Origin of the sequence: Bradyrhizobium sp. 41S5 (genome assembly GCF_011516665.3) — a bacterium.
Taxonomy (GTDB): Bacteria; Pseudomonadota; Alphaproteobacteria; order Rhizobiales; family Xanthobacteraceae; genus Bradyrhizobium; species Bradyrhizobium quebecense.
The window spans coordinates 2,263,578-2,286,181 of sequence record NZ_CP083721.1; the positions used below are offsets into that span (position 1 = coordinate 2,263,578).

Below are 22,604 nucleotides of genomic sequence, written 5' to 3' on the forward strand. Positions count from 1 at the left end.
GAGGCGGCGACCAACGCTGTTTGAAACGGCGTTTGATATTGGTCGGGCTGCGAGGGTGGCGTCTATTGGGTGCCGGGCTTTTCGCAGGGGTAGGTGTCCTGCATGCCCCAGAGCAGCAGGAGAGCGACCGCCATCTCGCCTTTCGCGGACCGCTTGTCGGCCGACTTGAGCATGATCTCTTCGGTTTGCTCGCTGGTCAGCGCGAGGGTGTCGGGCATGCAGAACAGCAATTGGCCGCCATGCCGTTTCAACCAGGCATTGGAAGCCATCAGGCCGCCCCTGACGCCGTCCAGGTACATATGATTGAAGATGCGAAAGTTCTCATTCTTCGGATTGCGATAGGAATCCAGCCGCACGTCGACGGCAGCCGCGGAAGCCACCGTGAGCGCCAAAAAGCACGCCGCCAAGATCCATCTGTTCATTGCCAAGGTTTCCTCGCGCTTGGGGCGGCGTCTTTGCCGTTCGGCTTGTCGGCTAAGTCGGCAAATTCCCGCTTTGGGTTCGACGCTCGTGACCTCGGGGTGGGAAAAAGGGCGGCAGCTCGGCTTGCGGCCGATCTCCAGCAGTCCCGTTAAGGCAAAGCCAACCCCACCCAGCCAAAAGCGGCCCGCGCTCTCGACCTCCTGTGAAACCTGCATCACACTCGGAGCGACCAACCTGTGCTTTTGATGCGCAGAGATTGTCCCGTCCTGGAGCTATCCCGTGAACGACATGAGCTGGACCCCGCCGGGGCCGCCGCAGCCGCCACCGCAACCGGTTCCGCCTCCGATGCCGGTGGCGTTTTCCGGGAGCCGGAAAGAGTTCTTCCGCCTGGTCGCGCGCGGCGCCGGGCTCGAGCTCGTCACGCTCGGCTTCTACCGGTTCTGGCTCACCACCGACATCCGCCGTCACCTCTGGTCGAACACCCTGATCGACGGCGATGCGCCGGAATATACCGGCCGCGGCAAGGAGCTCCTGATCGGCTTCCTGGTCGCGCTGGCGATCCTGATGCCGATCTATCTCGGATATTTCCTGATCGGCATCGAGGCCGAGCATCTCAAGGCGTTCGCCTCGTTGCCGCTGGTCGCCTTCTTCTATCTGTTCGGCCAGTTTGCGATCTACCGGGCGCGGCGCTATCGGCTGACCCGCACGGTGTGGCGCGGCGTCCGCTTCTGGATGAGTGGCTCGGGCTGGATCTATGCGCTCAAGGCCTCGCTGTGGGGCCTGCTGGTCGTGATCACGCTCGGCCTGGCGCTGCCCTGGCGCGAGGCGGCGCTCGAACGCTACAAGATGCGGCATTCCTATTACGGCGATCTGCAGGGCTCGTTCGAGGGCCGCGGCTGGGATTTCTTCAAGCGGGGCTGGTGGCTCTGGCTCTTGATGCCGTTCGCGCTGGTCTCTGTCTTCGGCCCGTTCGCCTATGCCGCGTTCAAGGCGATCGAGTGGCGCTGGTGGCTGTCGGGCATCCGCTTCGGTGGGGTCAGGCTGGAATCCACCATGCGTCGCAGCGAGCTGATCGGCCTGTACTGGAAGGTGATCGGCTGGGCCGTGCTGCTCGGCGCGCTGTTCTCGGCCTATCTCGCGCTCTGCATCTTCCTGGCCGCGAGCATGGACGGCTCCTCGATCGCGGACTTCTTCAGGACCGAGGCGTTCGCCAGGAGCATTCCCCTGATGGTCCTGCTCGGCATCGGCTATCTTGCCCTTGCGCTGGCGATGAACGTGGTGATGCGGGTCTACCTGATGCGCGATCTCTGGGTCCGGGTGCTGTCGTCGACCATCGTGCACAACATCGAGGCGGCGGCCAACGTCACCGCGCGCGGCGAGCTCGCCAATGCGCTCGGCGAAGGCTTTGCCGACGGCCTCGACGTCGCAGGATTCTAGCGCCATGGAAGCCGATGTCAGCCAGGCCAATTCCGCGGCGCCGCCGGTTCCGGGCGCCGTGTTCTTCGACGGTGCATCGAACCGCCGGCGGATCGTCGCGCTCAAGCTGTCCGATGCGCTGGAGATCAGGGAAGGCGGCGAACTGCTCGCACGCTGGGCGTTTGCCGACATCCGCCGCGCCGACAGCCCGGCCGGCCTGCTGCGGCTGAGCTGCCTGACCGCGCCGGCTCTGGCGCGGCTTGAAATCCGCGACGCGCAGCTGACGGCCGCGCTGGTCGCGCGCTGCGACAGGCTCGAGCAGGACCTGCCGAACCGCAAGGGCGTCGCCGGGATCGTCGGCTGGTCGCTCGCGGCCGCGGTGTCGATCATGCTGGTGGTGCTGTTCGGCGTGCCGCTCGCCGCCGAGCGGCTGACGCCGCTGGTGCCCGATTCCTTCGAGCGGCGTCTCGGCGACGTCGCGGAAGCGCAGGTCATGGTGGTGTTCGACGGCAAGCCGTGCAGCAACGCGGCCGGCCAGGCGGCATTCGAGAAGCTGGTCGGCAAGCTGCGGGAGACCGCGGGCCTCGACAATTCAGTGCAGTCGGGCGTGCTGGCGACGTCGGTGCCGAACGCCTTCGCGCTGCCGGGCGGCAAGGTCTATCTGTTCGAGGGGCTATTGGAGAAGGCCGAAAATCCCGACGAGATCGCCGGCGTATTGGCGCATGAGCTCGGTCATCTCCGTCATCGCGATAGCATGCGCGAGCTGATCCACAATGGCGGCACCTCGTTCCTGATCGGGCTGCTGTTCGGCGACATCACCGGGTCCGGCGCGCTGCTCTTCGCCTCGCGCTCGCTGGTGACGTCATCCTATTCGCGCGACGCCGAGACCAATGCCGACAGCTTTGCGATCGAGACCATGCACAAGCTCGGCCGTCCGGCGAAGCCGATGGGCGAACTGATGTTCCGCGTCACCGGCAAGGAAGGCGGCAAGGGACTCTCGCTCGTCTCCAGCCATCCGCTGACCGAGGATCGCCTCGCGCGCATGGACAAAGCCGATGCCGCCGGCCCGGCCAACGGCCAGCCGCTGCTGTCGCCGGCCGAATGGCAGGCGCTGAAGGGCATCTGCGGATCGGGCAAGGGCAAGGTGTGAAGCAGGGGATTTCGAGACTGGAGCAGTCCCATGCCGCGTGACGTCGGATACTGGTTTCCCGCCAAGCGCTACGGCTGGGGCTGGGGACCTCCGAACAACTGGCAAGGCTGGGCGGTTCTCGCGGGCTTTGTCGCGCTGATCGCCGTCGGCGCAGCGACGATCCTGCCGCATTCTCCGGCACGCTTCATCGCCTATGTCGTCGTGCTCAGCGTCCTGCTCACCGGCGTGTGCTGGTGGAAGGGCGAGCCGCCGCGCTGGCGCTGGGGCGGCGACTAGAGCGTTTTCGAGCGAAGTGGATACCGGTTCGCGTGAAGAAAACGCGTCAAACAAGAATCTAGAGCCCCGTTCCGATTCAATCGGAACGGGATAGACTCTAGCCCAACCGCTACTTCACCAGCCTGAACTTGCCTGCCTCGACCTTGATCAGGAACGCCGAGCGTTCGTCATAGCCATTGTGGTCGGTCGGGCTCATCGTCGAGAGGCCGTTGTTCAGATAGACGTCCTTGCCGCGCTCGAGCTCGTCGCGCAGCGCGGCGCGGAATTCCGGCGTGCCGGGCTTTGCCGTCTTCAGCGCGCTTGCCGCCGCCCGCTTGAACAGCGTGACGGCGTCCCACAGATGCGCGCCAAAAATGTTCGGCTTCTGCCCGTTGACCTTCTCGTAGGACGTCACGAACGCGTCGCGCGCCTGGCGGAACGGATCGCTCGCCGGCAGATCGTCGGCGATCGTGAAGGCCTCGCCGGTGAAGATTGCGCCCTCGACATTGGCGCCGCCGAGCTTGATGAATTCCTCCGACGCAACGCCGTGGGTCTGGAAGATTTTGCCGGCATAGCCGCGGCTGCGCAGCGCCTCCTGCGGCAGCACGGCCGGCGTGCCGGCGGAGGCGATGAACACCGCCTCCGGGTTGGTCGCGATCACCTTCAGCGCCTGGCCCATCGCGCTGGTGTCCGCGCGCGCATAGACCTCATGCGTCGTGACGGTGACCCCGAGCTGGGGGGCCAGCCGTGACACCTCATTGTAGTAGCCTTCGCCATAGCCGTCGGACACGCCGATATAGCCCAGCGTCTTGATGCCGGATTTCGCGATGTATTTCAGGATCGCCGCCGCCATCAGATCGTCATTGGGGACCACCTTGAACGCCCAGCGGCGGCGGTCGTCCATCGGCCGCGCGATCGCGGTCGCCGCCGCCAGCGAGATGATCGGCGTCTTGGATTCGAAGGCGACGTCGAGCATCGGCATGGTCACTGGGGTCAGCGAGGAGCCGATCAGGATATCGACGCCGTCCTGGATCACGAGGCGGCGGGCATTCTGCGTGCCCTTGGTCGGGTCGGACTCGTCGTCGAGCGCGATATAGACCACCTTCTCGCCGCCGATCTCCTTCGGCAGCGCCGCAATGGTGCGCATCTGCGGCTGGCCGAGCGCCGAGCCCGGCCCGGATGCGGACACCACGACGCCGACCTTGATGTCGGCACGCGCGTCCGGCGCGATCAGGAGCGCGCCCGCGAGTACCCAGAGTCCGGCCATGGCCAGCTTCATTGCAAATCCTCCCCAGCAGGTTCTTTTTCTGTAGTGCGCCGGCGATGATAGCCGACCGGCTTCCGGTTCGGCATCTTATTGATTCCACCGGATGCGTCTGTCCCCCTGATTGGGGACACAAGGGAGGGTTGGTGATCCGGCTGCGACCCGGTCCTGAAACCTCGCGTTTACCACTTCCTTAAAGGTCGCGAGAACCAGTTTCCCTAATCAGGCAGCAACGACCTGCTGCTATTGAAAGATCAGAAGAGGGAGTACGAACCATGCTCAGCATTGTTCGGATCCTGGTTTTGATCGCATGTGCGCATGCGGGATCCGCGTACGCGGAAATGCCGTCTGACGGCTCGCGGCCTTTGCAAGCAGTTTACGTCCAGGCAGTCCACGTCGATGAGTGAGCATCATCCGATCGCGCCCGAGCACGCGCGCGCCATCTGCGAGGAGATCGGCGAGCGGCTGCGCTACGCCCTGCGCGGCGATTACGCCGATCTGCCGCCAAGGCTGCAAGAGCTCGTGGATGAGCTCGCTCGGCAGGATTGTCAGGCGCCATCGCTGGTGCCGACGATGGCGGACATGACGAGACCGCTGGTCGTCGCAGCCTAGGTCTCGGTTCACGACGACCTACCGATCTGCCGATTGGAAATGTCCGGCGGTTGAATGTGTGCTAGCCTGCATCCCGGTATGGAATTGTCGTCCGGCATCTTGGGAGGACCTGGCTATGAAAGGCCCGTCGTTCTTCTTCACGAATCTCGCTGCCACCGTCTTGTCGATCGCGCCGCTGCTGTGCGGATCGAGCGGCCCGGCTCGGTCGCAGCCCAGCCCGCTGCCCAACATTTCGGTCGAAGCGCCGAGGCATGTCGGCGTGCAACCAAGGCCGAAGCAGCACGCGGCGGCTCGCAGCACCGCGTCTTCGTCGCCGCATGCGGCTGCGACCTCGGTGTTTTGCATCGGCGGTTGCATGACGAGCATGAAGTCAGGTGACCGCCCCTGGATCGGATGCTCCTGGTCTGCCGGCGCGTCCGCCTATACCGGATGCCGAAACATCGGCCCCGGCGGCGTGCCTTTCAAGAGCTACAATCAGTGCACGGAAACCGGATTGAATAACGGTTGGAGAAGCGGTGAAGTTTCCGCGTATTGCACCAGCCTGGCGTTGAAGTAGGTTGGCGCAAGTCCGCCGCTTACACGTTCTTCGCGACCTTCCGCGTTCGCGTCGGGCCGGCGCCGGCGATCGCCGGCTTGATATTCCACACCGCGCGCACGGCCGCGAAGGCGTGGGCGACCACCGGCTCCTGGCGGCGGGCGGCGAGGCAGGCGAACGAGAGGTCGCAGCTGAGCTTCACTTTGTCGGAGACCACGAACTGATGCGGGCGCGCCATCCGCGGCGCCAGCACGCTGTCGCGCGCGAGGCTGAGGCAGAGGCCGGATTCGACGAAGTCGATCATCGCCTCTTCCTGATCGGTGTAGCCGACCCGCTTCGGCAAGGCGCCGAGCGGACGGAAGATGTCGTCGAGCAGCCGCCGGTGGCCGGAATGCGGCGGTGTCGCGAGCCAGGGCAGCTCGGCAAGCTCCGCCCAGTCCTTGCCGATCACCCGGTCCCGCCAGCCGATCGGCGCGATCACGCGGTAGTGGTAGCTGAGCAGCGGCGCCAGCTGGTAGCGGCCGTCGGCGATGGTCCGCTCAGTGAAGCTGTGATGGTTGAGCTGCTCCGGCGGCGTGGCGTCGACATAATAGCCGACGTCGAGCTCGCCCCGGCCGACCTGCGCCAGCACGTCGTCGCTGACGCCATGGCGCAGAAACACTTCGGTGCGCTGCGAGGACATCGCAAGGCTGCGTACGAACGGCCCCAGCCGGGTGAATTCGGGGTCGAGGATGGTGCCGACGCGCAGCGTGCCGCGCTGCGCCTCGTTCAGCGAGTCCGCCATCGCCTTGAAGTCGGATGCTGCGGCCACCGCGCGGTGCGCCAGCGGCAGCAGCGCGGCGCCGGCCTCGGTCAGCGTGAAGCCGCTGGGTGTGCGGTTGAACAGCTGCAATCCGGTGCTTTCCTCCAGCGCCTTGAGTTGCAGGCTGACCGCCGGCTGGGTCAGTTTCAGCATCGCTGCGGCGCGCGATACAGTGCCCTCACGGGCAACCGTGATGAAGCAACGCAAGGCCTGGGTACGGGGAAGCTCGGTCATTGTGTGAGCTTATAGCACAGTTTTCCTGCCGTGCATCCGACCTTGTCGCGTGATTATAATACAACCAATGCGAGAAATCAGGATGGCCGCCACGCAACCATGCCTGCGGTGCGCGCCCGCACCTCCGGCGAGGCGAGGCAGGTCGCGACCGCTTCATAGCCGGGAGCACCGGGCACGGGCGTGACGCAGATCGGCCGGCTGTGATTGGCGGGGCACAGGATGATCGCTTCATCGTCGCCGACCGCGTCGAGGTCCAGGATCGCGTTGGAGCGTGTGAGGAAGAACAGCGGCCGCGCCTCGGGCCCGCGGCGGCGCAGATGCGCGATCACGGCTTCCTGGCTGGCCGCATCGAGCCCTTGCTCGAGCATGTCGATCACCAGGATCGTGTCGCCATTGGCCTCGAGAGCGGCGAGCAGGGCGGTCAGTGCGGGTGAGTCCACCGCGCCGTCGGCGAGGAGGACGGCAAGGCTCGCCTCGACCCTCGCCTTATGGGCCGGATCGGCATCGAGCCGCGCACGAACGGCCGTGCCGCCGTCGGCGGTGCGATCCGGCCCCACGAAGCTGGCGTCGGGCAGCACTTCAGCGAGCCGCTGCGCGAGGCGCGTCTTGCCGCTGCCGAGCGGCCCGACGATGTAGTTCAGCAGCTTGATGTCGCGCAGTTCGAAGCGCTCGCCGCCCCACGGCCACGGCAGATCGAACGCGACGCCGATCGCGGGCCGTACCCTGACCGCACCGATGAGATCGCACGTCGCGGGCATCCTGCCGCGGCCGAGGTCGGCGCGCAGCCGGCGCACCCTGGCGATGCTGTCGCCGCTCTGGCGGATGCGTGCTTCGAGCGTGGCCTCGTGCGCGGCTAGCACGCGATCCAGGATGACGGCGTCGCCGCTCAGGATCCGCGTCACTTCATTGATGCTGAGGCCGAGCGCGCGCAGCGCGACGATTTCGGCGCCGCGCGCCATCTCGGCCGCACCATAGGCGCGCCATCCCGCCGGCGTGCGGCCAGGCGCGAGCAGGCCGCGCTCCTCATAGAGGCGCAGCGCTTTCGCCGAGATCCCGAGCTGCCTTGCAGCTTCGGACGGACTGAGGAAACGGGCAGCAGGAGCATTCATCGAATCACCTCGCGTCGTCTGACCGCGCTTCTATGGAGGCGGCCGCAGGGGCAAGGTCAAGCGGGCAGGGTGGCCGTCCCCAGGTCGCGGAATGACAGTGAGGTGAGCATGCCGTTTGTTGCACGGGACCCATGGGCGCAATCGGCACCCGGCTTTCCCTGCATCCTCTGTTCGAGGAGAGGGCGGAACGAGATGCAGAACTCGGGCAAAGGATGTCGCGAGAATGCGGAAGTATGGCTCGCAAGCGGCACCACAAACTCAGTGTCGTCCCGGCGAACGCCGGGACCCATTACCACTGAAGGCGATTGTTGCGCGACGCTGGGGCCACAGCCTTCCTCACCAAGCCAATCCTGTGGTTATGGGTCCCGGCGTTCGCCGGGACGACAGTTCTATGTGTTGCGGCATCCCTGCCTGTTGCGGCGGCCCGCCCTCACTCCAGATGGTTCACCTTCGCCACCCAGGCGCGGACGTCGGTGAGGACTTCGGGCAGCGCGACCTTGACCTCCTGCACGTTCATGCCGGGCTTGATGCGGGGGTCGTAGAGCAGATTGAGCAGGTATTGGTCGTAGACGTCGAAAAAGCCCATCGAGACGCTGTCGTTGAACATGGTCCACGGCACGGTCGCAGTGTCGTTGATCGGGCCGAGCGACTGCAACAGCTCCTCATAGGCGCAGTCGAGGAAGACGAAATCGCCATTGTCGACGGTGAGGATGACGTCGGAATGCTCGATCTCGTAATTCTCGTTCTTGCGGAAGCCGGACAGGCATTGCGGGTCGAGCGAGGTGCGGATCTCCTTGGCGCGCTCCTGGCCGTAGAAAGTCGCGATCGTGCGATACAGCTCGCGGTCGCGCACCAGCTTGACCACGACATTGGCCGCGTCGTTGTTATCGGTCATCGCGATGTCGAGATGCTGCACCTTGGTTCGGATGTCGGCAATGACCCTGGCGAGCTGGACCTTGCGGTCGGCGCGGTTGCCGTCGGCAAACACGCGCACCGGCCTGTCGTATTTGCGGATGCGGTCGACCCGGCCGGCGAGATGATATTCGGCGCCGAAGGCGGTCTTCAGAAAGCCCTCGACGATCTCGGCATCGGTGAAGACCTTCTTCTCGTTGCGCTGGCGCGAGGCGATGGCCGGAATCTCTGCGCCCGTCGCCGGAGCGATGGCGTCGGTGAGCGAGATGGTGAGCGCCGCGGCGAGCAGCAGCAGGATCGGCGAGCAAGGTTGGCGCATTCGAACCACGCTGCCGCAATGCGCGCGGCAGCGCAAGGCGGGATCAGCGATCTTGTCGGATGGAAGCGCCTGGTTCCGTTGAAATCGACGCGATCAGTTCTTCACCACCACGGTGGTGCCGACCGAGACGCGATCATAGAGGTCCTTGACGTCGTCATTGGTCATGCGGAAGCAACCCGACGAGACCGCCTGGCCGATCGTCTCGGGCTCGTTCGAGCCGTGGATACGGTACAGCGTCGAGCCGAGATACATCGCGCGCGCGCCGAGCGGGTTCTCGATGCCGCCGGCCATGTGGCGCGGCAGATCGGGGCGGCGGCGCAGCATCTGCGACGGCGGCGTCCACGACGGCCATTCCTTCTTCGCGCTGATACGGTGGACTCCGCCCCAGCGGAAGCCGTCGCGGCCGACGCCGATGCCGTAGCGCAGTGCCTGGCCGTTCGCCAGCACCAGATAAAGCCGGCGCTCGGCGGTGTTCACCACGATGGTGCCGGGGGCATAGTTGGTCGGGTAGTTGACGGTGGTGCGCGGGATCGGGCTCGCGCCGCCACCGCCGAAGAAGCTCGAGGCTTCGGTCTGGTAGCCACGGGAGTCGAAGAACTGGGCGTGGGCCTGGCCGGCACCTGCCAGGATCGTGAGCGCGGCAAAAATCACGGCAATCGGGCGCATCGTCGTCGTCCTCGCGAACAATCAAATATGCAGCCAAAAAGGCCACAATCGCCGGCCTTTCGCAAGCGACGAAGCCGTGACTTCAGGCACTTTCGAACAAGACGGTTTAAAAAGGCAACAGACCGGAAGCGATAGCTGCATTGTCCGGCCAAACCTTTGACGAAGCGGATGAAGAATGGTTGATCTGGAGCCACCTCAAGAACATCTCGAAACGGGAGCGTGAGCATGAACGGTGCGGAAAGTCTGGTGCGGACATTGGTCGCAGGCGGCGTGGACGTCTGCTTTACCAATCCCGGCACCTCGGAGATGCATTTCGTCGCAGCACTGGACAAGGTCCCCGGCATGCGCTGCGTGCTCGGCCTGTTCGAAGGTGTGGTGACCGGTGCGGCCGACGGCTATTTCCGCATGAAGGGAACGCCGGCCTCGACGCTGCTGCATCTCGGGCCCGGCCTTGCCAACGGCCTCGCCAATCTGCACAACGCCAAGAAGGCGCATTCCGGCATCGTCAACATCGTCGGCCAGCACGCGACCTACCACATCGGTTACAACGCACCGCTGACGTCCGATATCGAAGGCCTGGCGCGGCCGATGTCGTCCTGGGTGCGCACGTCACCCGATGCCAAGTCAGTCGCCGCCGATGGCGCGGCCGCGATCGCCGCGGCCAAGAGCGCGCCGCCGCAGATCGCAACCTTGATCCTGCCGGCCGACACCGCCTGGAACGAGGCCGACGGCATCGCCGAGGTGGCTGTCGATACGCAGCGCCCGAGCTATTCGCCGCAGGCGGTCGACGCCGCGGCAAAAATCCTGCATGGCGATGCCGCGCACACGCTGCTGCTGGTCACCGGCAGCGCGCTGACCGAGCAGGGGCTGGCGCTCGCCGAGCGCATCGCCGGCAAGACCGGCTGCACCGTGATGGGCCAGACCTATCACCCGCGCATGGCGCGCGGCCGCGGCCGCTTCTCGATCAACCGCATCCCCTATGTGATCGAGCAGGCGCTGCCGATCCTGAAGAATTTCCGTCACATCGTGCTGGTCGAGGCCAACGATCCGGTGGCGTTCTTCGCCTATCCGAACAAGCCGAGCATGCTGAAGGCGGAAGGCTGCGAGGTGCATCGCATGACCGCCTGGGGCGAGAATTCGGTCGCAGCCCTCGGGGCGCTCGCCAATGCGCTGCATGCGACTGCGCAGGACGTCAAGCCGCAGCAGCACCAGGAGCTGGTCAAGCCGACCGGCGCGCTGAACCACACCACGATCGCGCAGGCGATCGCGTGCGCGATCCCCGAGAACGCCATCATGGTCGATGAATCCGTCACCACCGGCCGGGGCTTCTTCCCGCCGACGGCGGCGGCCGCGCCGCACGACTGGCTGCAGAACATGGGCGGCTCGATCGGCTTCTCGACGCCGGTCGCGACCGGCGCCGCGGTTGCCTGTCCGGACCGCAAGGTGATCTGCATGGTGGGCGACGGCAGCGCGATGTACACGATCCAGTCGCTGTGGACGCAGGCGCGCGAAGGGCTCAACGTCGTGACCATCGTGTTCGCCAACCGGATTTATCAGATCCTGCGCGGCGAGTTCGACGGCGTCGGCGCCGGCGAGCCGGGCAAGCGAGCGCAGGACATGCTGAAGATCGATCGGCCGACGCTCGATTTCGTCGCGCTCGCGAAGGGCATGGGCGTGCCGGCGGTGCCGGTGACGACTGCCGACGAGTTCAACAAGGCGCTGGCTGATGCCGTCGCCGAGCCGGGCCCGCGGCTGATCGAAGTGCAGATGTAGCAGCGCGATTTGAAGAGGCCGCGGCGGCGGCCCAGTCCAGTCGGAGGCGCCAATGCAGACCGAGCTGAACAAGGTGATCGCCGCCGTGCAGGAGTTTTACGCGCAGGAAACGTTCCTGCTGGAGCGCGATCTCGGCGAGCGAACGCTTACTCACCGGTTGGGTGTCTATGTCGAGCGCCAGTTTCCCGGCTGGCAGGTCGACTGCAACTATGATCGGCTCGGCGAGCGCACGCTGCGGCTGCCGCGAGGCTCGGGGAGCTCGACCGACGACCATCTCGGCAAGTCGATCTACCCCGATATCGTCGTGCATCAGCGCGACATCCCGAACAACCTGCTGGCCATCGAGCTGCGCAAGGACAGCAACCACCAGCCGCTCGAGCACGATCAGCGCAAGCTGCAGGCGCTGACCGATCCGAATGTCTGGTTTGCCTATGCAATGGGCGTTCTGGTGATCGTCGGACGGCACGGCGTGAGTTCTTCCGAAGTCTATGCCGGCGGCGCCATCGACAGCGCCACGTCGCGCTGGTTTGCGGAGCGGCTACGCGAGAGCGGGCTAGCGGGCAGGCGCGACGATGGCGCTCAGCATTGAGCCCATCGATGAATCTTTCGACGCATCGCGGTGATAGCCCGTTTGGATCATGCGTTGCCGCTGCACCCGCGTCACAACAGAAAATGCGGGAGGTGGAGCAATTCCTGGAGCTGGTGGTCAATTTTCAGAACGATCCGATGGCGGTGCGGATTATCGGCTCTGCGCCTCTTTCGCTCCCTCTCCCGCACTTTAATTTTCTGGTTCAATTCTCACTGGTTCAATTTTGGCTTGCCCAACAATCACTGCCCCAAGCGGTCGGCGCATTTGATCGCGACGCGACGGGTGAGGCGGCATCCGCACCGAGACAGCAAGCAAAAAGGCCGCCTTCGGGGCGGCCTTTTCCGTGATCGCCAGATCCGTGATCGGCTACCGCGATTGTTTCTGTTTATTGCTTGGCCGCATCGTCGCCGGTCGTGGCGGCGCCAGCCTTGGCGTCTCCCTTGGTGCCTCCCTTGGCGCTCGATTTCTTTGCGGACTTCTTGGCTTTCTTCTTCGGCGCCATCTTGGTCGCCTCGCCCTTGGTCGCCGTGTCGCCGCTTTGCGCTGCGGGGGCCGGGCTGCTGCCGGCCTTGTCCTGCGCGAGTGCGGTGGACGAGACGAAGGCAAGCGCCGTGGCGGCGAGGATCAGTGTTCGCATCGGATGGTTCTCCCAAGTTGGTTTCCGGCGCCCCTCAACGGGACAGAATGTCGCAGGTTCCGCGACCCCGATCAGCAGTCCGTGAGCTGTGCGTGAACGGCGCAGTCGCCGCGAAAGAGCCGGAACCGGGAACCGCGAGCCGCGTTATGTCGCTGGGCAGGAGTTCCGAGGAGAGACGCCATGCGCTGGCGGTCAATGACGGAAACCACCAATACGGTGCTCGACACCGCCCCCGAGGATACTTTCTACACGGTGGGCTGGACCATCAGCGGGCTGGCGACACTGGCGACCATCGTCGCGGTCTGGATGTTCGGGATCTGAGGGCGAACGATCCGCGCAGGCAACCGGCTTGCCGGCGCCGGCGGGCGCTCGCGGCCTGCGCCGGTCAGCTATTTCCGCAAAATGGCCAGCGCTTCCCGGTAGAGCTGGGAGAAACCGAGCAAGAGCGCACTCGACAGCAGGAACGTCGCGATGCTGTCATAATCGTCGGCCGTCGGCCAGGCGAACTCGAAGTAGGGGGGCATGAACACCCACCACACGATCGGTACCGTGATGATGGTGGCAAAGGCGCCGGCCGGCGCGCCGCCCATCAGCCCGGCGATCAGGATCGCCGGCACGAAGGCCGCGAAATAGAACTGCATGCCGAAGCTTGCGAACATCTCCTGCGTCGCGGTGGCGAGCACCACGGCCAGCAGGGCGACGACGAACGTCGACAATGACCACGGCCGCAGCTTCAAAATGTAGTCGTTGCCCTTGCGCATCGAGACGTCCCGGCCTCCGCGAGTTCCGGGAAGGTAACCGAGGAAGCCTGCAAACAAAACCCCGTAGGACTCCGAGGGTCAGCGTTGTGCTCGGCACAGTGAAAAGGAACTGTCCCGGTCAAGCCGCTGCCGCATTGTCGCGCTTATTGCGTTGCGGCAGGGTGAGGGTGGGACGACACAATGGTGGAATTTGTGATTGTCGTGCTCGTCATCGGGATCGGGTTCGTATCCGGATACGGCGTGCGCGAACTGATCTCCCGCCGCAAACGGCGGTCTCCTCTCGGCGTTCACGCGCCTAAGGTTCGCGCCGCGCGGCATTGGGCACGGAGACGGCACGATGATGACGCCGACGCGCTCCTCGCCGCGAACGACGACATCTCCGCCGGTAACCTGCGACAGCCGCCTGGCACGCAGCAGCACGGTCCCGCCACCCCGCCCGACGAACTCGACGGCGCGGTTCGCGACCTGCTCGGTGAACTCAGCCGACGCACCGCCAAGCCGTCATCCGCCCCGCGCCGCCGCCGGCACTGAGCCGGGACGGCGCGGCGAACGGCGGTCAGGCGCCGCTCCGGCTTGCGTTGGCTACTTTGCATGGGGTTGTTTTCGACATTCTTGATCAGGCGCGGTCCCGAAGGGCAGCAGAATGTCGACAATCGTCCGCAACTGGCGGTTCAGGAAGGGGAATGGTGGACGCACAAGGGATCGAACCTTGGACCTCTCCCGTGTGAAGGGAACGCTCTCCCGCTGAGCTATGCGTCCGGGATGTGACGTGCCAAAAGCCGCTGGTCGGCGGCCGGTCGACAGTGGCGCTTCGTCAGAGCGTGCGATTTACGAAGTGCCGGGTAGGGGTGTCAAGCCAAACCCTGCGGGAATCAGGCGCCTTGCTGGCGGGCGCGGGAGGCGTGCGACTGCAGTGCCCGAATGCGCTCGGCGAGCGTGCCGCCGCCTTCCGGCATCCCGCTGCCCGCCGAAATGCCATTTGCGGCACCGTTGGCGGGTCTGGCGGCCGCCTTGGCCGGCACGGTCGGCTCCGCCGCCAGCATGGCCTCGATCGCCGAATTGGGGCCCTCGAGCTGGATCGCGAGCTTGGCCACCTCGGCGGCGATGTCGTTGATGCGCTCGCGCAGCAGCGCGTTCTCCATCCGCTCGGTCGCCCAGGAGCTCTCGGCCTGCTGCTGGATCGCGTTGATGTCGCGCTGCAGCTTGCCGCGCTCGTCGCGGGCGATGCGCAGCTGCTCCTCGACCGCTGCCTTCTCCTGCCGCAGCTTCTCGAGCACGGACGATTTGCCGCCGCCGGCAGCAGCGATCTCCTCGCGCAGCTCCTGCACGGTCCGCTCGGCAGCGGCGTTGGCCTGCTTGAGCTGGCCATTCTCGAATTCGCGCTCGGCGAGCAGCTTGCCCTGGGTCGCAAGCCGGGTCTCGAGGTCGGTGACGCGGTTGCCGAGCATCTCGGCTTCCTTGACCTGGACGATCAGCTGGCGGTCGAGATCGGTGACCCGCTGGCTCAGATTCTCGACCCGGCCGCGCGCGTCGGCGAGCTCGCGCGTTGCGGTTTCCGACTGGTTACGCTCCTGGGCGAGGCGGGCTTGGGTTGCAGCAAACTCCCTGGCCGCATCGCCGACACGGTTCTTCAACTCCTCGACCTGGGTCCGCACCGCGACCAGCTCGATCTGGCGGCTGTCCGCCGTCATCGAGCGGTCGTTGAGCTCGGCGTTGATCTTGCCAAGCTCGCTTTGCTTGTCGGTGAGCGCCTGCTCGGCGTTGCGCAACAGCTCGGTTTTGGCGGAAAACTCTTCCTCGGTGGCGCGAAGCTGCTCCTTCATCGCCTTCTCGCGCGCCTCCAGCGCGAAGATCGCGGCGTTCTTCTCGCCGAGCTCGATCTTCATGCGGTTGATCGCATCGGTCTTCTTGCCGAGCTCGGCGAGCTGGCTCGTGGTCTTGCTCTTGAGCTGGTCGACGCTCATCTCGAGCCGGCGGGCCGACATGGCGAACTCGGCGCGGAGCTGGTCCTTGTCGGCCTGGATCTCGGCCATCGACAGCGGGGTGGCCGCTTCCATGCGGCGCGTGGTCAGCCGCACCGCCCGGTTATGCACCAGCGGAACGATCATCAGGCCGCACAGCATCGAGATCAGGAAACCGATCGCCGCGTACATGATCGGCTCGATCATGAAGGGTCACTCCAAAGAAAGAAGGAATTTGTTAATCACAATGCCACGGCGGGCCGGCCAAAGGCCAGCCCGTTTGCCGCGTTAACCTGAATCGCTAACCGTGTCGGATCAACCGGCGCCGCGATCATCCCGTCCGGGCTCAAGACCTAGAACGGGTTCCAGGTCGCGCGCGGAGTGAATTTGAGATAGCCGACGCTGGCACCGAGCCGCAAGCCGATGCCCGAGCGAATCGGCACCAGCACGATGTTGTTGGCGGTCAGCGCCGTCATGCCGAAGCCGCCGACGATATAGGCCGAGCCGTCGATGCCGACGAAGCGCTGATAGATCGCCTGCGTCGAGGGCAGGTTGTAGACCAGCGTCATGGTGCGAGCGCCGTCGCCACCCCAGTCGAAGCCGACCGAAGGGCCTTGCCAATAGACCCGGAGGTCGCCGGCGTTCTTGGTGTAGAGCGTGCCTTCGCCATAGCGCAGCCCGGCCACGAAAGCACCGGAGCCTTCCTCGCCGAGCACGTAACCGTTGGGCAGGCCCCATTGGCTGACCGCGCGCTCGATCACCGAGGCCAGCCCGCGCGAGACGTTGCCGAAGAACTTGTGTCCGGCGCCGACCAGTTCGTCGGGCCCGTAAGTATACGGTGTCGGTTCACGCTGCGGCGGCGGATATTGCGTTGGCTGCTGCGCGGACGCCCCTGCGCTCCAGCACATCAGCGCGGCAAACGCGACCGCGGCAAGGCGTGATGCGAAAGTCATAAAGAACCCCTGCTATCGAAATCCGGGCGTTGCCCTTTAACCTGATGCCAACAGGCACGGCTCTAGGTTGCGCCCAGTGTCCCCTCGACTCGGATGTTATCGGTATCAACTATGACGGCACAACGGCAGGAAAGATATGGATCGTGCCGGGGCATGGCGTTTTTCGGCCTGTTGGCAGGCATTTTGGCGGCCATCTGGCCCTCTTTGCCTGTTCAGGCCACGACGACCGAGCGCGTGGTGACGAACCGCTACTCTGGCCTCGCGATCGAGGGATTCGATCCCGTCGCCTATTTCACCGATGCCGCCGCCACCCAGGGGCGGCCGGAATTCGAGGCTGCTGAAAGCGGCGTGGTCTGGCGTTTCCGCAACGAAGGCAACCGCGCCTCGTTCGTGGCGCATCCTGAAATCTATGGGCCGCAGTTTGGCGGTTACGATCCGACCGATCTGGTGCGGGGCGTGACCTGTGCCGGCAATCCGCGGTTCTGGGCCGTCTTCGGCAACAGGCTTTATCTGTTCAACCGGGAACACAGCCGCGACGCCTTCGCTGCCGATCCCGCGCGCTTCCTGAAGGAAGCCGCGGCGCGCTGGCCGGAATTGGAAGAAAGTCTCGCGCAGTAATCACAATGCTGCGGCCGGGTCGCCCCACGCAATGAATTCGGGCACCAGAAAGTCCTTGCGGCCGAGCCCGAAACACAACTGGCGCCCGTTCGAATCGGTCACCTTGCCGCCGGCCGCGACGACCACCGCGTGACCGGCCGCCACATCCCATTCGGACGTCGGCGAGAGGCGGGGATAGATATCGACTGCACCCTCGGCGACGCGGCCGAACTTGACGGCCGAGCCCAGCACGGCGCGGACCGCGCCGCCGCGTTCGTCGATGAAGGCCTCGGTGCGCGCGTCGCCGTGTGAGCGGCTGACCGCAACGGTCCAGGGCGCGCCGCGCGGCGGACAGGGACGGGTCTTGATCGGCACTGCCTGCGAAACCGCGCCATTCTGCAGCGTCAACCGCTCGGCGCCCTTGCCGACGATGCCGCGCCAGATCAGCCCCAGCGCGGGCGCACCGATGATGCCTAGCAGCGGCACGCCCTGCGTGACCAGCGCTACGTTGACGGTGAATTCATTGCGGCCGGCGACGAATTCCTTGGTGCCGTCGAGCGGATCGATCAGGAAGAAACTGTCCTTGTAGGGCGGCGTCGCCAGTTGGACGCGTTCCTCCGACAGCAGCAACACATGCGGCGTCAGGCGGGTCAGCCCTTCGACGATGATGGTGTCGGCGGCGAGATCGGCCTCGGTGACCGGCGAACCGTCACTCTTGCCTGTGACGTTCATGGCGGATCGGTTGACCGCAAGAATCGCCTCGCCGGCCTGAATCACCAGTTCGGTCAGCGATTCGAGCAGCGTGGCGGCGGCTTCGCAGCCGATCAGGGACGGCTTTGCCTTATTCATGGGCGGGTCTCATATCCTGTTTGTGTTCCCTGAGATCATGATGCGATGACGAGGCATCGCATCATTGATCTCATCCCCTTGTTTGAGCATGATCTTTTCGGAAAACCGGTTTCGACTTTTCCGGATCATGCGTTATCAGTCCCGCCGCAAGCTGGCAGCATCCGTCTGCGCGGTGTATCAAGCCGACAGGCATGCGTGATTCGCACTCCTCCCGCGGCGTGCGGCTTTCCAGGAAACAATTGATGTCTGGCACTTCGTCTCCCGGTCCCGCTCCCGATGCACTCGAGCTCGCGGCGCTGCTGTGTTCGCGGGTCTGTCACGATCTCATCAGTCCGGTCGGCGCGATCGTCAATGGGCTTGAGGTCCTTGACGACAATCCCAAGCCCGAAGACCGCGACTTCGCGCTCGATCTGATCCGCAAGAGCGCCAAGACCGCTTCGGCGCGGCTGCAGTTCTGCCGGCTGGCGTTCGGTGCCGCGGGTTCCTCCGGCGCGCAGATCGACCTCGGCGATGCCCAGAACATGGCGAAGGGACATATCGAGGACGGCAAGGTGACGCTGACCTGGAATTTGCCGCGGCTGCTGCTGCCCAAGAACCGGGTCAAGCTGCTGCTGAACATGCTGGTCATCGCGCAGCAGACGATCCCGCGCGGCGGCACGCTCACCATCGATCCGGTCGGCGAGGGTGAGACGATGAGCTTCCGCATCCTGGCCGCGGGCCTCAATGCGCGGGTGCCGCAGAACATCGTCGACCTGCTCAATGCAAGCTCGTCGAACACGGTCGATGCGCATGCCGTGCAGCCGCATTACACGCGCCTCTTGGCTGAAGCCTGCGGGTTGAAAGTGACGCTCGCGCTCGACGGCGACAAGGTCGTTATCTTGGCGTCCTGAACGCGGCCGCGGGAACATCATTAAGCAAAGGTTACGACTGGCCGCGCGATTCGATCGTGCGGCCTTATCTCTTTGTTGATCCCGTTCTTTTCCAATTACTCAACCAAACTTAAACGCTTTGCGGACAAGCTGACCTAAGTTCCGGCCGGCGCGTCGATGTCGCGCGCCGCAGCGTTTTCGGCGTTTTTCGAAGGTTGGTTTCATGGACGATCTGTTGCGCGAGTTCCTGACGGAGAGCAGCGAGAGCCTGGATACGGTCGACAACCAGCTGGTGCAGTTCGAGCAGGATCCGAACAACGCGAAGATCCTGGATAACATTTTCCGGCTTGTGCACACGATCAAGGGGACCTGCGGCTTCCTCGGGCTGCCGCGGCTGGAAGCGTTGGCGCATGCCGGCGAGACCCTGATGGGCAAATTCCGCGACGGCATGCCGGTGAAGGCGGAAGCCGTGACGCTGATCCTGTCCTCGATCGACCGCATCAAGGAGATCCTTGGCGGGCTCGAGGCGACCGAGGCCGAGCCTGAGGGCAACGACCGCGACCTGATCGATCAGCTGGAAGCGATGGTCGAGCACGGCATGGCGGCGATGGCTGTTGCTGAAGAAGATGTGCCCGTCGTCGAAGCCCCGTCGGTGCAACCGGCCATGACCGAAGGCACGCTGGTGGTGCAGACGCTGGAGCGTCCGCTGCGCCCGGGCGAGGTCTCGCTCGACGAGCTCGAGCGCGCCTTCCGCGAGACCGAGATCGAAGTCGCAGCACCCGCGCCGGTCGCGAAGCCCGTCGCCGCTGGCCCCGCAGCCGAGCCGGCTGAAGCTGCGAAGAAGCCGGCCCGCAAGGCCGCCACCGAGGATGTCCAGGAAGGCGACAAGATCGCCAACCAGTCGATCCGGGTCAATGTCGACACCCTCGAACACCTCATGACCATGGTCTCCGAGCTGGTCCTGACCCGCAACCAGCTGCTCGAGATCTCGAGGCGCAACGAGGACACCGAGTTCAAGGTGCCGCTGCAGCGGCTCTCCAACGTCACCGCCGAGCTGCAGGAAGGCGTCATGAAGACGCGCATGCAGCCGATCGGCAATGCCTGGCAGAAGCTGCCGCGCATCGTCCGCGATCTCTCCGGCGAACTCGGCAAGCAGATTGAACTGGAAATGCACGGCGCCGACACCGAGCTCGACCGCCAGGTGCTCGACCTGATCAAGGATCCGTTGACGCACATGGTGCGCAACTCCGCCGATCATGGCCTGGAGACCACCGCCGAGCGGGTCGCTGCCGGTAAGCCCGAACAGGGCACCATTCGCCTAAGCGCCTATCACGAGGGCGGCCACATCATCATCTGCATCGCCGACAATGGCCGCGGGCTCAACACCGAGCGGATCAAGGCCAAGGCGCTCCAGAACGGTCTCGTCACCGAGACCGAACTGGAGAAGATGACGGAAGCCCAGATCCACAAGTTCATCTTCGCGCCGGGCTTCTCGACCGCCGCGCAGGTGACCTCAGTGTCCGGCCGCGGCGTCGGCATGGACGTGGTGCGCACCAATATCGACCAGATCGGCGGCACCATCGACATCAAGAGCGTGGCGGGCGAGGGCGCTTCCGTCACCATCAAGATCCCGCTGACGCTTGCGATCGTCTCCGCCCTGATCGTGGAAGCCGGCGGCGACCGCTTTGCCATCCCGCAGCTCTCGGTGGTCGAGCTGGTGCGGGCCCGCGCCAACTCCGAGCACCGCATCGAGCGGATCAAGGATACGGCAGTGCTGCGGCTGCGCAACAAGCTGCTGCCGCTGATCCATCTGAAGAAGCTCCTGAAGATCGACGACGGCGCGACCAGCGATGCCGAGAACGGCTTCATCGTGGTGACGCAAGTGGGCAGCCAGACCTTCGGCATCGTGGTCGACGGCGTGTTCCACACCGAGGAGATCGTGGTCAAGCCGATGTCGACCAAACTGCGGCACATCGACATGTTCTCCGGCAACACCATTCTGGGCGATGGCGCTGTCATCATGATCATCGACCCCAATGGGATTGCCAAGGCGCTCGGCGCCTCCAGCGCGGCGGCCCATGACATGGCCGACGACAATGCCGCCGCGCATACCTCGAGCGGCGAGCAGCTCACCTCGCTTTTGGTGTTCCGCGCCGGTTCGAGCCAGCCCAAGGCGGTGCCGCTCGGCCTCGTCACCCGGCTGGAGGAGATCGCAACCGACAAGATCGAGCTCTCGAACGGCCGCTACATGGTGCAGTACCGCGAGCAGCTGATGCCGCTGGTGCAGATGGCCGGGGTCGAGGTGCAGACGCAGGGGTCGCAGCCGATCCTGGTGTTCGCCGACGACGGCCGCTCGATGGGGCTCGTGGTCGACGAGATCATCGACATCGTCGAGGAGCGGCTCAACATCGAGGTCGCGGGCTCGCAGGACGGCATTCTGGGCTCGGCCGTGATCAAGGGCCAGGCCACCGAGGTGATCGACGTCGGCCACTTCCTGCCGATGGCGTTCGCCGACTGGTTCTCGCGCAAGGAGATGCGCCCGTCGGCCTCGGCGCAGTCGGTGCTGCTGGTCGATGACTCGGCGTTCTTCCGCAACATGCTGGCCCCGGTCCTGAAGGCCGCCGGCTACAAGGTCAGGACCGCGGGAGGCGCGCAGGAAGGGCTCGCCGCGCTGCGCTCGGGGCAGGCTTTCGACGTCGTGCTGACCGACATCGAGATGCCCGAGATGAACGGCTTCGAGTTCGCCGAGAACATCCGCTCTGACCACAACCTCATCGGGCTGCCGATCATCGCGCTGTCGGCGATGGTGTCGCCGGCGGCGATCGAGCGCGGCCGCCAGGCCGGCTTCCACGACTATGTCGCCAAGTTCGATCGTCCCGGGCTGATCGCGGCGCTGAAAGAGCAGACCGCCGAACTGCGTCGGGCGGCATGACGGAATCCAGGGAAACAGCATCGATGAGCAGCAAGACCGAGACCAGCGAAGGCGCGATGGCCGAATACGTCACTGCCGTGATCGGCGGGCAGCTGTTCGGGCTGCCGATCTCGCGGGTGCAGGACGTGTTCATGCCGGAGCGGCTGACGCGGGTGCCGCTGGCCTCCAGCGAGATCGCCGGCGTGCTCAATCTGCGCGGCCGCATCGTCACCGTGGTCGACATGCGGGCCCGGCTCGGCCTGCCGAAGGCCGACGACGGCACGCCGCCGATGGCAGTCGGCGTCGACCAGCGCGGTGAATCCTATGGCCTGCTGATCGACCAGATCGGCGAGGTGCTGCGGCTGCCCGACGACAGCCGCCAGGACAATCCGGTCAACCTCGATCCCCGCATGGCCAGGCTCGCCGGCGGTGTTCACCGCCTCGACGGCCAGCTCATGGTCGTCCTCGATGTCGATCGCGTGCTCGAACTGGTGCCTGATGCCAAAGCGGCCTGAGACGGCCGACTGAATCGAAGAACTGAAACATCCCACCGGGGATGAGGAAGTAGAGGTCGCAGATGAGAACGTGTCTTGTTGTCGATGACTCAAGCGTCATTCGCAAGGTTGCCCGCCGTATCCTGGAAGGGCTCGATTTCCAGATCGTCGAGGCCGAGGACGGCGCCAAGGCGCTCGAGGCCTGCAAGCGCGCGATGCCCGAGGCTGTGCTGCTCGACTGGAACATGCCTGTCATGGACGGCTACGAGTTCCTCGGCAATCTCCGCCGCATGCCCGGCGGCGATCAGCCCAAGGTCGTGTTCTGCACCACCGAGAATGACGTCGCGCATATCGCACGCGCGCTGCATGCCGGTGCCAACGAATACATCATGAAGCCGTTCGACCGGGACATCGTCACCGCGAAGTTCCAGGAAGTCGGTTTGATTTAACTCTACGTTCGATCCGGCGGCAGAAGCCTTCGGCTCAACGGTTGTTGTGCGTCGTGTTGCGTCG

General features: G+C 65.2%; 26 protein-coding genes and 1 tRNA gene. 15 read left to right on the top strand and 12 right to left on the bottom strand.

What is annotated here, in order from left to right:
* Nucleotides 1-62: 62 nt before the first annotated feature.
* Complete coding sequence (locus HAP47_RS10655; RefSeq protein WP_231168833.1) at nt 63-638, bottom strand: hypothetical protein; 576 nt, start codon at nt 636-638, stop codon at nt 63-65.
* 73 nt (nt 639-711) lie between these two features.
* On the opposite strand from HAP47_RS10655, the gene HAP47_RS10660 reads away from it, so the two are divergent.
* Genes HAP47_RS10660 through HAP47_RS10670 form a run of 3 tightly spaced genes read left to right on the top strand, consistent with a single transcriptional unit; the run spans nt 712 to nt 3,265 of the window.
* On the top strand, nt 712-1,860 hold the full coding sequence (locus HAP47_RS10660; protein WP_173640554.1) for a DUF898 family protein: 1,149 nt from the start codon (nt 712-714) through the stop codon (nt 1,858-1,860).
* A gap of 4 nt (nt 1,861-1,864) precedes the next feature.
* The gene (locus tag HAP47_RS10665) at nt 1,865-2,989 is read left to right on the top strand and encodes a M48 family metallopeptidase (protein ID WP_173638279.1); all 1,125 of its coding nucleotides are present in this window, start codon (nt 1,865-1,867) and stop codon (nt 2,987-2,989) included.
* Between the two features lie 30 nt (nt 2,990-3,019).
* Nucleotides 3,020-3,265, top strand: coding sequence for a hypothetical protein (locus tag HAP47_RS10670; RefSeq protein ID WP_173638278.1), 246 nt, complete (start codon nt 3,020-3,022; stop codon nt 3,263-3,265).
* Between the two features lie 109 nt (nt 3,266-3,374).
* On the opposite strand, the gene HAP47_RS10675 is transcribed toward HAP47_RS10670, so the two are convergent.
* Nucleotides 3,375-4,523, bottom strand: a complete 1,149-nt coding sequence (locus tag HAP47_RS10675) for an ABC transporter substrate-binding protein (protein WP_173638277.1) — start codon at nt 4,521-4,523, stop codon at nt 3,375-3,377.
* Between the two features lie 384 nt (nt 4,524-4,907).
* Here HAP47_RS10675 and HAP47_RS10680 point away from each other — a divergent pair, with 384 nt between their 5' ends.
* The gene (locus tag HAP47_RS10680; RefSeq protein ID WP_173638276.1) at nt 4,908-5,120 is read left to right on the top strand and encodes a hypothetical protein; all 213 of its coding nucleotides are present in this window, start codon (nt 4,908-4,910) and stop codon (nt 5,118-5,120) included.
* A gap of 115 nt (nt 5,121-5,235) precedes the next feature.
* Entirely contained in the window at nt 5,236-5,676 is a 441-nt protein-coding gene (locus HAP47_RS10685; RefSeq protein WP_173638275.1) for a hypothetical protein, read from the top strand.
* A 19-nt stretch (nt 5,677-5,695) separates the two neighbouring features.
* On the opposite strand, the gene HAP47_RS10690 is transcribed toward HAP47_RS10685, so the two are convergent.
* The 4 genes from HAP47_RS10690 to HAP47_RS10705 form a co-directional block, all read right to left on the bottom strand.
* Nucleotides 5,696-6,691, bottom strand: a complete 996-nt coding sequence (locus HAP47_RS10690; RefSeq protein ID WP_173638274.1) for a LysR family transcriptional regulator — start codon at nt 6,689-6,691, stop codon at nt 5,696-5,698.
* Between the two features lie 77 nt (nt 6,692-6,768).
* On the bottom strand, nt 6,769-7,800 hold the full coding sequence (locus HAP47_RS10695; protein WP_173638273.1) for a MerR family transcriptional regulator: 1,032 nt from the start codon (nt 7,798-7,800) through the stop codon (nt 6,769-6,771).
* A gap of 430 nt (nt 7,801-8,230) precedes the next feature.
* Nucleotides 8,231-9,031, bottom strand: coding sequence for a DUF2927 domain-containing protein (locus tag HAP47_RS10700; RefSeq protein WP_173638272.1), 801 nt, complete (start codon nt 9,029-9,031; stop codon nt 8,231-8,233).
* A 93-nt stretch (nt 9,032-9,124) separates the two neighbouring features.
* Nucleotides 9,125-9,697, bottom strand: a complete 573-nt coding sequence (locus tag HAP47_RS10705) for a L,D-transpeptidase (RefSeq protein ID WP_173638271.1) — start codon at nt 9,695-9,697, stop codon at nt 9,125-9,127.
* 225 nt (nt 9,698-9,922) lie between these two features.
* On the opposite strand from HAP47_RS10705, the gene HAP47_RS10710 reads away from it, so the two are divergent.
* From HAP47_RS10710 to HAP47_RS10720, 3 genes are read left to right on the top strand one after another with little or no spacing between them, the layout of a single operon-like run.
* Nucleotides 9,923-11,470, top strand: coding sequence for an acetolactate synthase large subunit (locus tag HAP47_RS10710; RefSeq protein ID WP_173638270.1), 1,548 nt, complete (start codon nt 9,923-9,925; stop codon nt 11,468-11,470).
* A 52-nt stretch (nt 11,471-11,522) separates the two neighbouring features.
* Nucleotides 11,523-12,059 (top strand): hypothetical protein, encoded by a 537-nt coding sequence (locus tag HAP47_RS10715; protein ID WP_173638269.1) that lies wholly within the window; start codon nt 11,523-11,525, stop codon nt 12,057-12,059.
* 8 nt (nt 12,060-12,067) lie between these two features.
* Nucleotides 12,068-12,406, top strand: coding sequence for a hypothetical protein (locus HAP47_RS10720; RefSeq protein WP_173638268.1), 339 nt, complete (start codon nt 12,068-12,070; stop codon nt 12,404-12,406).
* A 38-nt stretch (nt 12,407-12,444) separates the two neighbouring features.
* Here the strand turns inward: HAP47_RS10720 and HAP47_RS10725 are convergent, their stop codons facing one another.
* Complete coding sequence (locus HAP47_RS10725; protein ID WP_173638267.1) at nt 12,445-12,696, bottom strand: hypothetical protein; 252 nt, start codon at nt 12,694-12,696, stop codon at nt 12,445-12,447.
* Between the two features lie 180 nt (nt 12,697-12,876).
* Between HAP47_RS10725 and HAP47_RS10730 the strand changes: the two genes are divergently transcribed.
* A complete protein-coding gene (locus HAP47_RS10730) occupies nt 12,877-13,017 on the top strand; it encodes a hypothetical protein (protein ID WP_171947715.1) in 141 nt (46 codons plus the stop codon).
* Nucleotides 13,018-13,085: 68 nt separating this feature from the next.
* Here HAP47_RS10730 and HAP47_RS10735 read toward each other — a convergent pair whose 3' ends face one another.
* Nucleotides 13,086-13,457 carry a DUF4118 domain-containing protein gene (locus tag HAP47_RS10735; protein WP_097677242.1) on the bottom strand — a complete coding sequence of 124 codons (372 nt, stop codon included), beginning with the start codon at nt 13,455-13,457 and terminating at the stop codon, nt 13,086-13,088.
* A gap of 180 nt (nt 13,458-13,637) precedes the next feature.
* On the opposite strand from HAP47_RS10735, the gene HAP47_RS10740 reads away from it, so the two are divergent.
* Entirely contained in the window at nt 13,638-13,988 is a 351-nt protein-coding gene (locus HAP47_RS10740) for a hypothetical protein (RefSeq protein ID WP_173638266.1), read from the top strand.
* A gap of 153 nt (nt 13,989-14,141) precedes the next feature.
* Here the strand turns inward: HAP47_RS10740 and HAP47_RS10745 are convergent.
* From HAP47_RS10745 to HAP47_RS10755, 3 genes are all read right to left on the bottom strand, one after another.
* Nucleotides 14,142-14,216 (bottom strand) — tRNA-Val (locus tag HAP47_RS10745).
* A 113-nt stretch (nt 14,217-14,329) separates the two neighbouring features.
* Nucleotides 14,330-15,625 (bottom strand): hypothetical protein, encoded by a 1,296-nt coding sequence (locus tag HAP47_RS10750; protein WP_173638265.1) that lies wholly within the window; start codon nt 15,623-15,625, stop codon nt 14,330-14,332.
* Between the two features lie 146 nt (nt 15,626-15,771).
* Nucleotides 15,772-16,371, bottom strand: a complete 600-nt coding sequence (locus HAP47_RS10755) for a DUF1134 domain-containing protein (protein WP_173638264.1) — start codon at nt 16,369-16,371, stop codon at nt 15,772-15,774.
* A 153-nt stretch (nt 16,372-16,524) separates the two neighbouring features.
* On the opposite strand from HAP47_RS10755, the gene HAP47_RS10760 reads away from it, so the two are divergent.
* Nucleotides 16,525-16,989, top strand: a complete 465-nt coding sequence (locus HAP47_RS10760) for a YHS domain-containing (seleno)protein (protein ID WP_173638263.1) — start codon at nt 16,525-16,527, stop codon at nt 16,987-16,989.
* Here HAP47_RS10760 and cysQ read toward each other — a convergent pair whose 3' ends face one another.
* Complete coding sequence (gene cysQ / locus HAP47_RS10765) at nt 16,990-17,817, bottom strand: 3'(2'),5'-bisphosphate nucleotidase CysQ (protein ID WP_173638262.1); 828 nt, start codon at nt 17,815-17,817, stop codon at nt 16,990-16,992.
* A 242-nt stretch (nt 17,818-18,059) separates the two neighbouring features.
* On the opposite strand from cysQ, the gene chpT reads away from it, so the two are divergent.
* The 4 genes from chpT to HAP47_RS10785 all read left to right on the top strand — a co-directional run bounded on the left by chpT (nt 18,060) and on the right by HAP47_RS10785 (nt 22,540).
* Nucleotides 18,060-18,707, top strand: coding sequence for a histidine phosphotransferase ChpT (chpT, locus tag HAP47_RS10770; protein WP_173638261.1), 648 nt, complete (start codon nt 18,060-18,062; stop codon nt 18,705-18,707).
* A gap of 202 nt (nt 18,708-18,909) precedes the next feature.
* On the top strand, nt 18,910-21,618 hold the full coding sequence (locus tag HAP47_RS10775) for a hybrid sensor histidine kinase/response regulator (RefSeq protein WP_173638260.1): 2,709 nt from the start codon (nt 18,910-18,912) through the stop codon (nt 21,616-21,618).
* Nucleotides 21,619-21,641: 23 nt separating this feature from the next.
* The gene (locus tag HAP47_RS10780) at nt 21,642-22,112 is read left to right on the top strand and encodes a chemotaxis protein CheW (protein ID WP_173638259.1); all 471 of its coding nucleotides are present in this window, start codon (nt 21,642-21,644) and stop codon (nt 22,110-22,112) included.
* Between the two features lie 62 nt (nt 22,113-22,174).
* The gene (locus HAP47_RS10785) at nt 22,175-22,540 is read left to right on the top strand and encodes a response regulator (protein ID WP_018273268.1); all 366 of its coding nucleotides are present in this window, start codon (nt 22,175-22,177) and stop codon (nt 22,538-22,540) included.
* The last annotated feature ends 64 nt before the right edge of the window (nt 22,541-22,604 follow it).